The sequence below is a fragment of the Erwinia sp. JUb26 genome (genome assembly GCF_003751505.1).
In the GTDB taxonomy this organism is placed as follows: Bacteria; Pseudomonadota; Gammaproteobacteria; order Enterobacterales; family Enterobacteriaceae; genus Erwinia.
In genome coordinates this window covers 80,197-95,476 of record NZ_RJVB01000001.1, presented here as the reverse complement: position 1 = coordinate 95,476, position 15,280 = coordinate 80,197, and the positions used below count along the sequence as shown (strand labels likewise).

The following is a 15,280-nucleotide window of genomic DNA, read 5'->3' as shown; positions in this document are numbered from 1 at the left end:
TCCTCAACAATTTCATCGCCCGGCGAGCAACCGCGGGGATGAATTCCCTTAACGCGATAAAGGAAAATACCGTGTCGTCCTGTGTTCACGTTCCTCGCCTCACCCGCTGTAAAAACATTCCCATCTGCGTCAACCCTGTTAAATCAGGGAGATAGCACAATGTCTCTGCACCTTTTTATCTCCTTTTGGGCAGTGTCCGCGCTGTTTATCATTACCCCGGGGGCCGACTGGGCCTACGCTATCTCCGCAGGATTGCGTGGCCGAGCGATTATTCCCGCGATTGCCGGGCTGCTGTCGGGGCACTTGATTGCCACTATCATTGTGGCCGCCGGCGTTGGCGCGCTTATCGCAGCCACCCATTCAGCAATGACCATCCTGACCCTGGCCGGAGCCGCTTATCTTCTGTGGCTGGGAGTGGGCATGTTGCGGCATCCTTCTGCCCCCACGGCGGCGACTGATGAGGTAGATGACTCCCGGTGGCAGTGGGCGCTGCGCGGTTTGTGCGTCAGCGGCCTTAATCCCAAAGTCTTTCTGCTTTTTCTGGCGCTGCTGCCGCAGTTCATCGATCCGCTTGGCTCCTGGCCCGTACCAATCCAGATGACCGCCCTCGGCCTGTTGCATATCGTCAGTTGCTCGGTGGTTTACCTGCTGGTGGGTTACGGATCCAAAGCTGTATTGCAGACCCGTCCCGAGGCGGCCCTGCTGGTCAGCCGCATATCCGGTTTTTTGATGATCGTTATCGCCATCGTGTTGATGGCCGAACGGTTTTTCTGAGCCGCCATTTCTTAATAATCCATTGAGACTCTATTGATGCCTGATATCACACTTAGCCAACTGAGATCCATGAAGCAGCGCGGAGAAAAAATCGCGATGCTGACCTGCTATGATGCCACTTTCGCTCATACATCCGCTCAGGCTGGCGTGGATATGCTGCTGATCGGCGACACGCTGGGGATGATCCTCCAGGGCCACGACAGCACGCTCCCGGTCACGATTGATGACATGATTTACCACACTGCCAGCGTGAAGCGCGGCAACAGCGGCAGCTTTATCATCGCCGACCTCTCCTTTATGACCTGTGCCACCCTCGAACGCGCACTCAGCAACTGCGGTAAATTGATGCAGGCGGGTGCGCAGATGGTGAAACTGGAAGGTGGTGAGTGGCTGGCGGAAACCATTACCCAACTGGCGAGAAATGGCGTGCCGGTATGTGCCCATATCGGCCTGACCCCGCAGTCCGTCAATGTCTTTGGCGGCTTCAAAGTTCAGGGACGCGGGCAGGACCAGGCAGCAGCACTGGTCGAAACCGCCGTGAAATTGGAAAAAGCCGGTGCGGCAATGATTCTGGTTGAAGCCGTGCCTGCCACGCTAGGCAGGGCCATTGCTCTGGCAGTCAATATACCGGTTATTGGCATCGGTGCCGGACCGGACACCGACGGCCAGGTGCTGGTTCTTCACGATATGCTGGGACTGAGCCTGAGCGGCCGCGTGCCGAAGTTCGTGCGAAACTTTATGGCGGACGGCGGTACAATTCAGGCGGCCATTGCTTGTTATGTCTCTTCGGTTAAGGATGGATCCTTCCCCGCAGTGGAACACAGCTACGCAGAATAACTCAGCGAGTCAGCCTTCAGCGGGCTGACTCGGTCAAGACAACAGCCCCCTCTAGCCTCTCACCTCCCACCTCTCACTCTGACTATATTAATTTTTATGATGATGTTGTGATTTATTCGCTCAAGCCCGCGTATTGATTGCCGCATGGCTTGCTGATAACGTTTTCGCATTAACTTTAAATAACGCACTCTCACAGCGCGTCATTATTTAAAATATCCACACCAGTCTTAGCCCTTGATTTATAGGGATGGGTCATTGCGAAAAAAAACATGATAGCCATAGATAAAATAACGAAAAGCTTTTCCGGCGAAAGAATATTAAAGGGCGTATCACTTTCCATTGAGGCAGGGGAAATCATTTGTATTATTGGCCCCAGCGGTTCGGGAAAAACCACCCTGCTGCGCACGCTTAACTTCCTCGAACCTGCCGATACGGGAACCATCGCTATTGATAATGTCGCGGTCAACTGCGAGCGCGCCGGTAAAAAAGAGATTGAGAAACTGCGCGCGAAAACCGCAATGGTATTTCAGTCGTGGAATCTTTTTCATAATCTTACCGCCCTGCAGAATATCACCGAAGGGCTAATCTATGCGCAAAAGCGCCCGCGCCATGAAGCCATTGCCACCGCAGAGCGTCTGTTAAAACTGGTTGGCCTGCTGCATAAAAAAGACAGCTACCCTAACAGCCTCTCCGGCGGGCAGAAACAGCGCATCGGCATTGCACGCGCGCTGGCGATCCGTCCCTCCGTACTGCTGTTGGACGAGCCAACCTCCGCGCTGGATCCGGAAAAAGTCGGCGAGATCCTGTCGCTGATTCAGGATATTGCCGCTCGTGGGCAGACCATGATTATCGTCACCCACGAAATGGAATTTGCCCGCCAGGTGGCCTCCCGCGTGGTGTTTATGGATCAGGGCGAAATTGTTGAGCAGGGCCCGCCTGAGCATATTTTTGGGGCAGCCCGCCATCAGCGGACGCAGTCTTTCCTTGCCCGTCTGCGTTATCAGGCATAAGGGATAAACCGATGACCACGCCTTCGCTGGTGACGTTCGCCGACCTTACGCAGATTGTCCCTAAGCTGCTGGAAAATCTGCCGGTCACGTTGGGTATTACGCTGGCTTCCCTGCTGCTGGGGCTGAACCTCGGCCTGCTCCTTGCCGTGCTGCACTACAGCCGTGCCAGGCCGTTGCGGATAGTCGCGAAAACGGCCACCGACGTGCTGCGCGGTGCGCCGCTGGCGCTGCTGATCCTGCTGTTTTTCTTTGGCGGAAAGTTAATTCTTTCCTCGCTGGCGCTGCCCGCCGGTATGATTAGCGATACCACCTTCGCGATTCTGGCGATCTCGGTGGGCATCAGTCCGTATTTTGCCGAGATGATGCGCTCCGCTTGGGAAGCGGTGGATATCGGACAGAAGGAAGCACTGAGAAGTTTGAATATTCCGTATCCTATCGGCATAGCGCGGGTAATTTTCCCGCAGGGATTAATTATTGCTATCCCTAACTTCGGAAACTTACTCATTAACCTCGTTAAGATGACCTCGCTGGTTAATATCATCGGCATTGTTGATATCTTTGGCCGCGCGCAGAAAATATCACAAAACAGTTATGGTGCTAAACAGGTCGCAGCGTTTCTCAGCGTGATCCTCGTTTACTGGTTGCTGAACATGATTATCTTTTATCTCACTTCACGTATTGAGAAAAAGTATCACTATTTACTGGAGTAAGACTGGATCATGTTTAGTTTCGAATTTATTCGCGATAATTTCGCTTTTATTCTTAGTGCGTTACCCATCACGCTGGCAATTACGCTGCTGTCGCTGCTGTTCTCCACGCTTCTGGGTGGATTACTGGCGTGGGCCATCGTTCGCCGTATTCCGGTGCTGCACGCTTTCGCACAGGTGCTGATTTCATTCGGCCGTTCGGTGCCGATGCTGGTGATGCTCTATTTTGTTTTTTACGTCTGGCCGTGGATCGCCAGCGCGTGGTTTGGCAGCCCGCAGCAGACGATGTACGGCTATAAGCTGCCGCCGCTGGCCGCTGCGGTCATCGCCTTCTCAGTGGTGTTCAGCGCGTACTTTGCCGAGACCTTTCGCTCGGCGTGGAATGCGGTGGAAAAAAGCCAGCGCGAAGCGGCCTGGTCGGTGGGCCTGACCGGTTTCACCCAGTTTCGCCGCATTGTTCTGCCGCAGGCGGCCGTTTCCGCCCTGCCCAACTACACCAGCGTGGTGATCGATCTGATTAAGGATACCTCGCTGGTTTATACCATCACCGTGATTGATGTGATGGCGAAAGCCAATATCGCCGCCGCGCGGGGGTTTCACTATGTCGAAGCCTACTGCGTGGTGCTGGTGATTTATATCGCGCTCTGTCTGGTGATAGCAAAGGCCCTGCGCAGCCTGGAGATGTTTCTTAGCCGTCGATGGAAAAGCCACGCACATAACGTGGTGCCGTCTCATTCTTTTTGGGGGAAATATGTTGAAAAGTAAATTACTGCTGGTGAGTTCGCTTCTGCTGGCGATGAATATCAGCCCGGCGCTTGCGGTGGATAAAAGTCCGAATGCCGAAACCGTTGAGGTGGTGGTTAACGCTAACGGCTTCCCGTTCAGCTTTGTCGATGACAATAACAATATTACCGGCTATGACGGCGATCTGTTAAAGGTGCTGGACGCGCGGCTGAAGGACTACAAGTTCCACTATAACGCTGTATCGCGCGATGCGATGATCGTTGGTTTATCCACCGGTGCCTATACGCTGGCCGCCGACCATTTCTATCTGACCAAAGAGCGCGCGGCAAAGTATGCCTGGTCCGCTGAACCTTCCGGCCTCAGCGATCTACGCTTAATCGTGCGCAACGACGAGAACGATATTCATAACCTGAGCGATCTGGCGAGTGGAAAGAAAAAGCTGGTGCCGATCCACACATCCGACGCCCGTTACACCGTCATTGATAATTACAATCAGAAGCACCCAACCCAGCAGATCAACCTGCAGCCCAACGGCGAGCAGTCCGCCGCCGATATCTTTAAGGCGGTGGCCTCCGGGGAATACGACGCGGCAATTTATCCTATCGGTGCGCTACTGGCGTTAAATAAAGCGCTGAATCTGAACCTGAAAGCCTCCGAATCCGTGGGTCTGTTCCCGAACGTTTATCTCTACAAAAAGAACGCCGATCCGCAGCTTATTAAAGCCGTGGATAGCGAACTCGCCGCGTTGAAAAAAGACGGCACGCTCGCCGAGTTGTCGCGCAAGTGGTACAACGAGGACGTGTATGCGCTGCCCGGAGCCAACGACGTTAAGGTGAATACCGACTGGGAATAATGTGCGAACGGGCAGCCCTGCCCGTTTCCGCGTGCGGGCTACTTATTCTGCCTGATACCCGCCACTTCGCTTTCATTCAGGATGCGCAGGAATGTAATCAGGCCAATCTGGACTTTATTGACTATAAGTAAACGCGATTACCTAATGGGGTGCATCCCGCTTCATCATTTTACTAATGTATATTATTAAAATGATGAAATTAGCGGATTAAACCACAAAATTAAATCACCATGACTTTATTTACCTTTCAATAATAGCCACCGCCCTCTTCCTGGTGTATAAATGCCTTCGAAATAAAAATAGAGGCTGCCAGTGGAAGATGTCCAGACCGACAAAACTCTATGTCCCCCATATTCTTGATGCCGCGGATATTCCGGATGATGAGCGTTATCTGCGTATAGCGCAGAATATCAGTTGCTATGGCATTGACGTTGCTGACGATCGCCGACCGGAAGAGATCATCGCCCAGCATAAAACCATTTCCGGCGCAAAGGGCGATTTTTGCAGCGCCTACGGTTCGCGAAATATCACCGTCTTCGACCCGCATAAAACCGCGCAGTCTTCCCTGTACTTTTCGCTGTTGCTGGAAGGGTCACAGATCGTCAGCGGCAGGAAGAAATCGACCGCCACGGAGGTGACCTCCGGCTCGCTGATGGTACACGAGCGCAATGATTACTATACCTACCGCAGCGATGACGTCCGCCAGCTATATCTGATCCCAGATATTGAAGCCGTAAAGGAAATTTTTGACGGTAAACTGCCCGGACCGATGCTTTCTATGGAAAACCATCACCTGATGGCCTTTATGAAATCACATATGATGCTGTTGCATCATCATTCCGCAGCACTTAACGTGAAGTCGACATCGCTTATCCTTGACGGCCTGCATGATATGGCATTGTTAATGCTTGCCGATGTGGCGAAGGAAACCGGATTGATATCCGCGGGGAGCTTGAGTCACATTTATAATGCCGCGCGTTCGTATATTGCGCAGAATTTTTCCAAAGCGGAATTATCCCCCGATCATATTTCACAAACATTACGCTATTCCCGTTCCAGTCTGGATCGCGCATTTAAAGAGCAGCGAACCACGGTCATGGCGATGATTAAAGAAATACGCCTGATTAAAGCCCGTGAAATGCTGGAAAACGATATTCATCTGAGAATCGAACAGGTTGCGTGGCGCTGCGGATTCAGCAGCTCATTTATCTTTAGTAAAAATTTTCGCGATAAATATAAAGTCCCGCCAACGGTATGGCGCGATAATTTCAATCAGTCAGCGTAGACTAAAGTGGCCTCTTTTACCGCTCATCTTGCCTAAAGGCCTGCAACAACCAGCGTTTAAATGCAGCGATATCTTCGCGCCCGGCCTTACCGGGGCTGGTAACAAAGTAGTATTTCCCACCGGGCAGGCTGCCCGGTAGCGCAATATGCAACAGCTTTTGTGCCAGCGCGCGCTGCACCAGCAGTTCGCTGGCCAGCAATACCCCCTGCCCGGCAATCGCCGCCTGAATCGCGTGCATCTCATCATCAAAACGCATACCCGACTGCACCGCCAATTCATCAGGACCAAAAGCTTTCTGCCAGTGCTGCCAGCTCGGCTCATGGGTCGGTATCAGGCGATTTTCGATATGAAACAGCGTCTGTCCAATCAGATCCTCAGGCTGAACGACCGCCAGTTTCGGACTGGCCACCAGCACAAAGCGATCCTGATACAGCAGCGTATTATCCAGCGTCTCATCCGGCTCCATGCCGTAGCGAATCGCGCAGTCGGCCTTCGCTCCGCGCACATCCACCAGCTCGGTACCGCTGTGCAGACGCAGTTCCAGTTCAGGCAGATCGGCGTTCAGCTGCGGCAGGCGCGGCACCAGCCAGTTGGTTAAAAAGTTCGAGGTGGTGCTCAGGGTCATCGCTGCAGAACGATCCTCACCGGCAAGGGTTTCGACCGCTTCGCGCAGCGTGGCAAAGATGTTTCCCGAGGCGCGAAACAGAACCTCACCGGCGGCGGTCAGAGCCACCGATCGCGCCGAGCGGATAAACAGCCGCTGGCCGAGCGATTCCTCCAGCACGCGGATCTGATGGCTGATGGCGGTGGGCGTTACCCCGATCTCTTCCGCCGCCTGTTTAAAACTGGCATGGCGACCAACGGCATCGAAGGCGCGGATGGCGGTAAGCGGCGGCAGCCGGCGTAACTTCATAGCTGAATTAAACTCATCTTTGACTGAATAATATGATTTTGATTATGCCAGTATATCGCGATTAACCTGATATGCATCGTAGAAAGGATGAAACAGATTCATCACTTTCAGGTCTAACAGGAACTGATGATGACTGATATTACGGCAACGCCCACTCGTACCACCTTCCCCTTCCGCGCGCTCTTGGCTCCCGGCATCGCTCAGGCACTGATCGCGCTGGATTACGCCATTGTCTACGTCGCGTTGCCCACGCTGGCACAGCGACTGAGCCTATCCGCCAGCGACATGCAGTGGGTGGTGTCGCTCTATGGCCTGACGTTTGCCGCCCTGCTGCTGAGCGGCGGCGCGCTGTGCGATCGATTGGGCGCACGGCGGATGTTTATCGTCGGCATGGTATTGTTTTTATTCGCTTCGCTGCTGGGTGGCCTGGCACAAAGTAGCCCGCTGTTACTGACCGCGCGCGGCGGCCAGGGGATCGCCGCCGCACTGCTGCAACCGACGGTGCTGGCGCTGATAGCCCGTGATTTTAGCGGTAATTCACATCGCCGCGCGCTGGCGATCTGGAGCGCTATCGGCGCATCGGGGCTGGTTGCCGGGGTGATCCTCGGCGGCGTGCTGACCGCACTAAGCTGGCGGGCGATTTTTTTAATCAATCTGCCACCGGGGCTGCTGGCGCTGTGGCTGGTCAGACGACACTTTTTACCCGCAGACATGCAGGCCAGTCAGCAAGGGAGCGTAAACCCTCTTCTTCCTATTACCTCCCGTCTGCCTGACATAAGCGTCACCCCATGCAGCAGGGCAGTGGTCAGAGTGCGCAGACTTATCGCCCGTTTGACGCATAGCAGCGGTGCAATTATCGGCTGCGCCGCCGCGGGCGCGCTGGTGTGGGCATTAACGCGCTTCGCGGAAAACGGTTCGGCGGATTTCCTCGCCAACCGGCTGGCGGCGACGATGCTGCTGCTGTTTATTCTGCACGAGCGCTATGCGCCGCGGCCGCTGCTGCCGCGATCGCGGCGGATTCTTCCCGGTCTGCAAACGGGATGGCTGAGCAGCGCCTGCTATATGGCGAGCGTCGGCAGCCAGTTCTTTGCCATGACCCTGCTGTGGCAGCAGAGTCAGCATCTGAGTGCCGTCACCACCGGGCTGCTGTTTGCGCCGCTGGCGCTGCTGATTGTTATCGGCAACGCGTTTTACAGCAGACTGAGCATCCGCTTTGCTGGTTCCTGCCTGTTAATGGCGGGATTTACCACCGCCGCACTGGGGCTGTGGTTGCTTTCTGACTCGCTGAGCGATGCGCTCTCCCCGTCGTTTATTGCCGGAGTCGTTCTGAGCGGTCTGGGGCACGGGCTGATTTATCCGGCGATGTTTGCCGTCGGGCTGTCCGCCGTACCCGAATCACAGCAGGGCCGCGCAAGCGCGCTGATCGTCACCAGCCAGTACATAGCAGGGGCGATTACGCTGGCGGTGATAGCGGTGTTGCTCGGCATGCAGCCGGATGTTGTCGCCTGGCAAGCGGTCTTCCGCGTGCTGAGCGGTGCGGCACTAGTCGGGATGCTGACTGCGCTCTGTGCCGATCGCCCGCCCGTGGAGTAATCGTGCCCGTAATTATCGATGCCGTATCGGTCAGAACCGTACGGAGCAAATTTGTTTGTGCAAGATAATCTTTAAAATCAATCACGCGGCAGCTTCCTGCAATTTATCCATTTTCGCCGTCAGCATGGCAGAAGCCGAAGCCAGCGTAGACCGCAGCGGTCGCGATCTGACTCCTCACCTTCCAGAGTCAGACCGCGCCTGCAGGCTTTTCGCCGACAGGGGCTGGCAGACAGCGCCGCAACACCTTCGTTTTTCAGCGCTTAAACCGCGTTCCGCCGCTGGCTTAGGGCATAGAACAGTACCACCACGAAGCACAGCAGCGGCAGGCCGTATGACACGGCGGTGCTGAGCCGGTCGGAAATCAGCCCCATAAAGTAAGGCATGATCGCCCCGCCGACGATGGCCATAATCATAAACGAACTGGCCTGTTTGGTGGCATTGCCGAGGTTTTTCACTCCCATGGCAAAGATGGTTGGGAACATGGTGGACATAAAGAAGAAGATCGCCACCAGCGCCACCACCGAAACATCACCCATTCCCAGCATCACCACGCCGCAGAGCACGATATTGATCGCGGCATAGCCGGCAAGGATCAGCGCCGGTGCCACGCGGCCCATCAGCCAGGTGGAGAAGAAGCGGCCCAGCATAAAGCAGATCATCGCCACCGAGAGCATGTAGGACGCGCTCTGGTTGGTCACGCCGTGCCAGTGCTCGGTGGCGTAGTTGATGAAGAAGGCCCCAACGCCGACCTGTGCCGCCACGTAGAAGAACTGTGCAATCACGCCGCCGACGAAGTGCTTATGCTGCCACAGCGAAGTCCCGCCGTGCTGAGCCGCCGCCTCTTCCGTCTCGCGGATGTCAGGCAGCGCGGTACGCTTAAACAGGAAGGCGATGCCGATCACCACGCAGGCAATCGCCACGTAGGTCATTTTCACCGTGTCCTGCGCTTCATCCGCCGTAGTCTGCGAGAAGAACAGCGTACCGCCGATCATCGGGCCGACAAACTGCCCCAGGCCGTTAAACGACTGTGCCAGATTGAGTCGACGCTCCGCCCCGTTCGGGTCGCCCAGCACGGTGGCGTAAGGGTTAGCCGCCGTTTCCAGGCAGCCCAGGCCGCAGGCCAGCACGAACAGCGCAAACAGGAACATCATAAAGTTGTTCACCATCGCCGCAGGCACAAACAGCAGCGCACCGACGGCATACAGCACCAGGCCCGCCAGAATGCCGGCTTTATAGCCCCGGCGGCTCATAAAGTAGCCCGCCGGCATCGCCACCAGGAAGTAGGCTCCGAAATACGCCCCCTGTAGCAGGCCGGACTGCGCTTTGGTCACGTGCAGCGTTTCCTGAAAGTGTTTATTCAGGACGTCAAGCAGGCCGTATGACACGCCCCACATAAAAAACAGCGTGGTGATCAGCATAAACGCCCAGCGCACACTGACGCTGCCGCTGCTCCCGATGCCTGAAGACATCCGGATTCGTTCTGTAGACATAGTTATATCCTCGTAGCGTACTTGTAGGGGGTAAGAGTTTTTATTGGTCCTGCAAAGAGAATATTCGCGCCATCGCCACCCATTTTTCGCCGCTGGCGGTCCACGGGGTCGGCTTCTGGTATTGCCACATCTGTTCTTCCCATCGCTGTATTATCGGGTTGTTCAGCGATGCGTCGTTAAAGCGGTCGTCGTCAAAACGTTCGTCTACCTCCATGATCATAAATAGCCGGGTACCGAGGCGATAAATTTCCATATCGACCACCCCGTGCTGCCGGAGATGCGCGGCCACTTCCGGCCAGATGCGCTGATGCAGCCGCTGGTATTCGGCGATTTTTTCTTCGCTGTCTACCAGGTCCAGCGCCTGGCAGAACCGCTGTGTGCGGCCGCTCACAGCAGCGCCCGGTCAAGATGCAGATAGCCGCCATCCACGCTTAGCCATTCGCCGGTGGTGTGTGAGGCGCGCGGCGACAGCAGGAACACAACGGTGTTGGCAATCTCTTCCGGCGTGGTCATGCGCTTGCCGAGCGGAATGCGTTCATTAATTTTCTCCAGCTGCTCGGCGGGATCGTCGAAGCTGGCGATCCACTGTTCGTACAGCGGGGTCATCACCTCGGCCGGAACCACGGCATTGACCCGCACGCCGCTCTCACGCAGAGACACCGCCCATTCGCGCGTCAGCGACAGAATCGCTCCCTTCGCCGCGCAGTAGCCGCTGGTGCCGCCCTGCCCGCTGAGCGCGGTTTTGGAGGCGATGTTCACCACCGCGCCGCGGCTGCTTTCCAGCGCCTGTTGGCAGAAATGGGTCATCTGGTAGTAATGGATCAGGTTTTTCTCCAGCGAGGAGACAAACGCCGCCCGTCCGGCCTCCAGTCCGACCCCGTCGTTCACTCCGGCATTATTCACCAGCGCATCCACCCTGCCGAAGCGCTGCATCACCTGCTCTACCGCCGTGCGGCATTTTTCTTCATCACACAAATCGGCGATGACCGTTTCCAGCGCGGGCTGCAAACGCCGCAAATTCGCCAGCCAGATCTCGTCCGGCATACGGTTGGTGACAATCACCGGAATCGCCCCTTCCTCCGCCAACAACCTGGATATTGCCGCCCCGATCCCGGAGCCACCGCCGGTGACAATCACCACTTTATCTTTTAAAAACAGATCCACTTTCGCCTCCTGTCAGGCCATACACGCTGGCCGCGGTTGTTCCCCAAATCTGCGCCTGCTCATCCGCCGAGAGGGCGTTGGTTGTGCCCTCCAGCAGGTGGCTGACCTCGTCGTATTCCGCCGCCAGCAGGCACACCGGCCAGTCGGAACCGAACATCAGGCGCTGCGGGCCAAACCGCGCCAGCGCTTCTTCAATAAACGGATTTAGCTGCGCCGCGCTCCACTGCCCCTGCGGCACCTCCGTGACCAGCCCGGACAGCTTGCAGACCACGTGCGGCATCGCCGCCAGCTCGGCGACCTGCTCACCCCAGGCCGTTGCGCCACGCGCAATATCCGGTTTCCCCAGATGATCCAGCACCAGCCAGTGTTCATCATGCCGCGCGGCGAATGCGGTTAAATCCGGCAGATGCCGCCAGGTCACCAGCATGTCCCAGACGTAGCCCTGCCGCTGTAGCGTGCTCATCCCGGCAGCGACCGCAGGCAGACGCAGCCAGCTGGCGGGATCCGGCTCATCCTGCACCAGGTGCCGGAAGCCGCGCAGGCGCGGGTGGCGCAGAGTTTCCAGCTGACGGGCCAGGTCGGCGGCGGTGATATCCACCCAGCCAACCACGCCATCCGCCGCACCGCGTGACGTTGCCCACTGCAACAGCTGCGCCGTCTCGTCCAGACTTTGCCGCGCCTGAACGGTAATCGCGCCGTCAAACTCCCGGCTCGCCAGCAGCGGCGTTAAATCATCCGGCAGAAAGTCCTGCCGCAGCTGCGCCATTTCGTCATCGATCCACGGAAAATCCGCCGCCCGATAGCGCCAGTAGTGCTGATGGGCATCGATACGCACCGTTATGCTCCCTCGCCGTGAAAGCGATACTGCGCCAGCGAGGCGGGATGCATCTCGATGGAAAAGCCGGGTGCCGTCGGCGGCATATAGGCCGCACCGCGGATTTCGCACGGATGCAGGAAGTGCTCGTGCAGATGGTCGACAAACTCAATTACCCGGCCTTCATGCGTACCGGCGATGCAGACGAAATCAATCATCGACAGGTGCTGAACGTATTCACACAGCCCCACCCCGCCCGCGTGCGGGCAGACCGGCAGGCCGTATTTCGCCGCCATCAGCAACACCGCCAGTACCTCATTGACGCCGCCAAGACGGCAGGCATCGATCTGCACCACGTCGATGGCTTCGCGCATGATGAACTGCTTAAACAGAATGCGGTTCTGGCACATTTCGCCGGTGGCAACCTTAATCGGATGCACCCCTTCGCGGATACGGCGATGCCCTTCCACATCGTCGGGGCTGGTCGGCTCTTCGATAAACCACGGCTCGGCAAACGCCAGTTCCTTCACCCAGTCCACCGCGTCGTTCACCTCCCATACCTGATTGGCATCAATCATCAGCTGGCGGTGAGGGCCGAGCACATCGCGGGCAATCGCCACGCGGCGCTTATCGTCGGCCAGGTCGCGGCCCACTTTGAGTTTGATATGTGAAAAGCCCGCATCCACCGCCTCCTGGCACAGGCGACGCAGCTTGTCGTCGTCGTAACCCAGCCAGCCCGCCGACGTGGTGTAGCAGGGATAGCCGTTATCCTGCAGATCGGCGATGCGCTGTGCTTTACCCAATTCGCGGGTTGCCAGCAGATCCAGCGCCTCGGCCGGGGTGATGCAGTCCGTCAGGTAGCGGAAGTCGATGCAGCGCACCAGCTCCTGCGGCGACATATCGGCCACCAGCCGCCACAGCGGTTTCCCTGCCGACTTGGCCCACAGATCCCATACGGCATTCACTACCGCGCCGGTCGCCAGGTGCATCGCGCCTTTATCCGGGCCGATCCATCGCAGCTGACTGTCGCCGGTGATCTCCCGCCAGAATTGCCCCATATCGGCGGTGATATCCGCCAGCCGACGCCCCACCAGCAGATGCTGCATGGCGCGGATCGCCGCACAGCAGATCTCGTTGCCGCGACCGATGGTGAAGGTCAGTCCGTGGCCGCTGAACGCCGGGTTATCGGTTTCGATAATCACATAGGCGGCGGAGTAGTCCGGGTCCGGGTTCATCGCGTCCGATCCGTCGAGATGCTGCGAGGTTGGGAAGCGGATATCTTCTACGCGCAGGGCGGTTAATGTGGTCACAGTGATTCTCCAACGGTGGTCTGACGCTGTTCACCCAGCCCTTCGATGCCCAGGCGCATAATCTGGCCCGCACGTAAATAGACCGGCGGGGTCTGCCCCAGCCCGACGCCCGGCGGCGTACCGGTGGAAATCACGTCGCCCGGCTGCAGACTCATAAAGCGGCTGAGATAGCTGATAATCTGCGCCACGGTAAAGATCATCGTGCGCGTGTTGCCGTTCTGATAGCGATGGCCGTCCACCTCCAGCCACAGATTAAGCTGCTGAGGATCGGCAATTTCGTCGGCGGTGACCAGCCAAGGGCCGATCGGGCCGAAGGTATCGCAGCCTTTGCCTTTGTCCCAAGTGCCGCCGCGTTCAAGCTGGTATTCCCGCTCGGAGATATCGTTAATCACGCAGTAGCCCGCCACGTGATCCAGCGCGTCGTCCTCGCTGATGTAGCTGCCGCCTTTACCGATCACCACGCCCAGCTCCACTTCCCAGTCGGTTTTTACCGAGCCGCGCGGGATGCGCACCGCATCGTTCGGCCCGACCACCGAGCTGGTCCATTTGCTGAATACCACCGGCTCGGCGGGGATTGCCGCGCCGGTTTCCGCCGCGTGATCGGCGTAATTCAGACCGATACAGATAAACTTACCGATCCGGCCCACGCAGGCGCCGATCCGCGGCTCGCCGTCAATTTTCGGCAGGGTATGAACGGGCAAACGGCGCAGCTTTTCCAACGACTGCGGCAGAAGAACATCCCCGGCAATATCGTCCACATAGCCGGAGATATCACGCAGCGCGCCGGTTTCATCAACGAGGGCCGGGCGCTCCTGGCCAGGTTCACCAATACGAACTAATTTCATGCCGTGCTCCTTAATTAATTGCTCCAGCCGCCGTCAATAATCTGTGCGGTGCCGGTGGTGTAGGCGCTGGCGTCGGAGGCCAGATAGGCGGCCAGCGCGGCGATCTCTTCGGCGCTGCCGATGCGGCCAATGGGCTGACGGGCGACGAAGGCGCGATAGACTTCCTCTTCGCTTTTCCCTTCGGCCTGGGCCTGTGTGGCAATACGCTGACGCAGCGAAGGCGAATCGACGGTGCCCGGGCAGATGGCGTTACAGCGGATGCCGTCGCCGATAAAATCCGCCGCTACCGAGCGCGTCAGGCCGATCACCGCTGCCTTGGTGGTGCTGTAGGCGAAACGGTTAGCTACGCCCTTGACGCTGGAGGCCACCGACGACATGTTGATAATCGACCCTTTTTTCTGCGCCAGCATGGCCGGCAAAAATGCCTGAATCATATGGAACATCGCGCTAACGTTGAGATCCAACGCGAACTGCCACTCCTTCTCGCTGCACGCCAGCAGGCTGCCGCTGTGTACTACGCCCGCGCAGTTGAACAACACGTCCAGCGTACCGATTTCTTCTGCCGCCCGGGCAATCGCCTGCCGGTCCGTCACGTCCAGCTGATACGGCGTAATGCCCGGCAGATCGTGCAGCGCGGAAAGCTGAATATCACTGGCGATCACCTCGGCCCCGAGTTCGGCAAAATGCCGCGCGGTGGCCAGTCCGATCCCCTGCCCGGCGGCGGTAATCAGCACGCGTTTCCCCTGTAGGTTCATTGCAACTCCTTTGGTATAATGATCTAATGGTCAGGCCATTGAAGGTAAGCTTTTCCCTCTTACCAAGGGTCGTAAAAGTACCGAAATGGCCGCAGAAGAATTACTTTTTATTGACATTTATGTAACATTGGCAAGCGTGATGTTGCTTTTTTGTGCACGCAGTCACTTAAATTAAATTATCAGGTA

The 15,280-nt window shown here is 57.2% G+C and carries 16 protein-coding genes; 8 read left to right on the top strand and 8 right to left on the bottom strand.

Going from position 1 to position 15,280, the window contains the following annotated elements:
• The first annotated feature begins 159 nt into the window (after positions 1-159).
• From EC836_RS00410 to EC836_RS00380, 7 genes are all read left to right on the top strand, one after another.
• Positions 160-774 carry a LysE family translocator gene (locus EC836_RS00410; protein WP_123329037.1) on the top strand — a complete coding sequence of 205 codons (615 nt, stop codon included), beginning with the start codon at positions 160-162 and terminating at the stop codon, positions 772-774.
• Positions 775-810: 36 nt separating this feature from the next.
• Positions 811-1,611 carry a 3-methyl-2-oxobutanoate hydroxymethyltransferase gene (gene panB / locus EC836_RS00405; protein ID WP_123329035.1) on the top strand — a complete coding sequence of 267 codons (801 nt, stop codon included), beginning with the start codon at positions 811-813 and terminating at the stop codon, positions 1,609-1,611.
• Positions 1,612-1,880: 269 nt separating this feature from the next.
• The gene (locus EC836_RS00400; RefSeq protein WP_123329032.1) at positions 1,881-2,621 is read left to right on the top strand and encodes an amino acid ABC transporter ATP-binding protein; all 741 of its coding nucleotides are present in this window, start codon (positions 1,881-1,883) and stop codon (positions 2,619-2,621) included.
• 11 nt (positions 2,622-2,632) lie between these two features.
• Positions 2,633-3,331, top strand: coding sequence for an ABC transporter permease subunit (locus tag EC836_RS00395; protein WP_123329030.1), 699 nt, complete (start codon positions 2,633-2,635; stop codon positions 3,329-3,331).
• 9 nt (positions 3,332-3,340) lie between these two features.
• Positions 3,341-4,093 (top strand): amino acid ABC transporter permease, encoded by a 753-nt coding sequence (locus EC836_RS00390; protein WP_123329027.1) that lies wholly within the window; start codon positions 3,341-3,343, stop codon positions 4,091-4,093.
• Positions 4,083-4,925: a transporter substrate-binding domain-containing protein gene (locus EC836_RS00385; protein WP_123330692.1), complete on the top strand. Its 843-nt coding sequence runs from the start codon at positions 4,083-4,085 to the stop codon at positions 4,923-4,925. The genes EC836_RS00390 and EC836_RS00385 overlap by 11 nt, the downstream gene beginning before the upstream one ends.
• 319 nt (positions 4,926-5,244) lie before the next feature.
• On the top strand, positions 5,245-6,210 hold the full coding sequence (locus EC836_RS00380) for a helix-turn-helix transcriptional regulator (protein ID WP_123329025.1): 966 nt from the start codon (positions 5,245-5,247) through the stop codon (positions 6,208-6,210).
• 16 nt (positions 6,211-6,226) lie between these two features.
• Here the strand turns inward: EC836_RS00380 and EC836_RS00375 are convergent, their stop codons facing one another.
• The gene (locus EC836_RS00375) at positions 6,227-7,123 is read right to left on the bottom strand and encodes a LysR substrate-binding domain-containing protein (protein ID WP_123329023.1); all 897 of its coding nucleotides are present in this window, start codon (positions 7,121-7,123) and stop codon (positions 6,227-6,229) included.
• 129 nt (positions 7,124-7,252) lie between these two features.
• On the opposite strand from EC836_RS00375, the gene EC836_RS00370 reads away from it, so the two are divergent.
• Positions 7,253-8,716, top strand: a complete 1,464-nt coding sequence (locus EC836_RS00370) for an MFS transporter (RefSeq protein ID WP_123329021.1) — start codon at positions 7,253-7,255, stop codon at positions 8,714-8,716.
• A gap of 260 nt (positions 8,717-8,976) precedes the next feature.
• On the opposite strand, the gene EC836_RS00365 is transcribed toward EC836_RS00370, so the two are convergent.
• Genes EC836_RS00365 through EC836_RS00335 form a run of 7 tightly spaced genes read right to left on the bottom strand, consistent with a single transcriptional unit; the run spans position 8,977 to position 15,094 of the window.
• Positions 8,977-10,206 (bottom strand): sugar MFS transporter, encoded by a 1,230-nt coding sequence (locus EC836_RS00365; RefSeq protein ID WP_123329019.1) that lies wholly within the window; start codon positions 10,204-10,206, stop codon positions 8,977-8,979.
• 40 nt (positions 10,207-10,246) lie between these two features.
• Complete coding sequence (locus EC836_RS00360; RefSeq protein WP_123329017.1) at positions 10,247-10,597, bottom strand: L-rhamnose mutarotase; 351 nt, start codon at positions 10,595-10,597, stop codon at positions 10,247-10,249.
• The gene (locus EC836_RS00355) at positions 10,594-11,370 is read right to left on the bottom strand and encodes an SDR family oxidoreductase (RefSeq protein WP_123329015.1); all 777 of its coding nucleotides are present in this window, start codon (positions 11,368-11,370) and stop codon (positions 10,594-10,596) included. The genes EC836_RS00360 and EC836_RS00355 overlap by 4 nt, the downstream gene beginning before the upstream one ends.
• Positions 11,348-12,205 carry an amidohydrolase gene (locus EC836_RS00350; protein WP_123329013.1) on the bottom strand — a complete coding sequence of 286 codons (858 nt, stop codon included), beginning with the start codon at positions 12,203-12,205 and terminating at the stop codon, positions 11,348-11,350. Before EC836_RS00350 ends, EC836_RS00355 begins: the two co-directional genes overlap by 23 nt.
• A 2-nt stretch (positions 12,206-12,207) precedes the next feature.
• A complete protein-coding gene (locus EC836_RS00345; protein ID WP_123329011.1) occupies positions 12,208-13,494 on the bottom strand; it encodes an L-fuconate dehydratase in 1,287 nt (428 codons plus the stop codon).
• Positions 13,491-14,339 (bottom strand): fumarylacetoacetate hydrolase family protein, encoded by an 849-nt coding sequence (locus EC836_RS00340; protein ID WP_123329009.1) that lies wholly within the window; start codon positions 14,337-14,339, stop codon positions 13,491-13,493. The genes EC836_RS00345 and EC836_RS00340 overlap by 4 nt, the downstream gene beginning before the upstream one ends.
• A gap of 14 nt (positions 14,340-14,353) precedes the next feature.
• Positions 14,354-15,094 (bottom strand): SDR family oxidoreductase, encoded by a 741-nt coding sequence (locus EC836_RS00335; RefSeq protein ID WP_123329007.1) that lies wholly within the window; start codon positions 15,092-15,094, stop codon positions 14,354-14,356.
• Positions 15,095-15,280 lie beyond the last annotated feature (186 nt).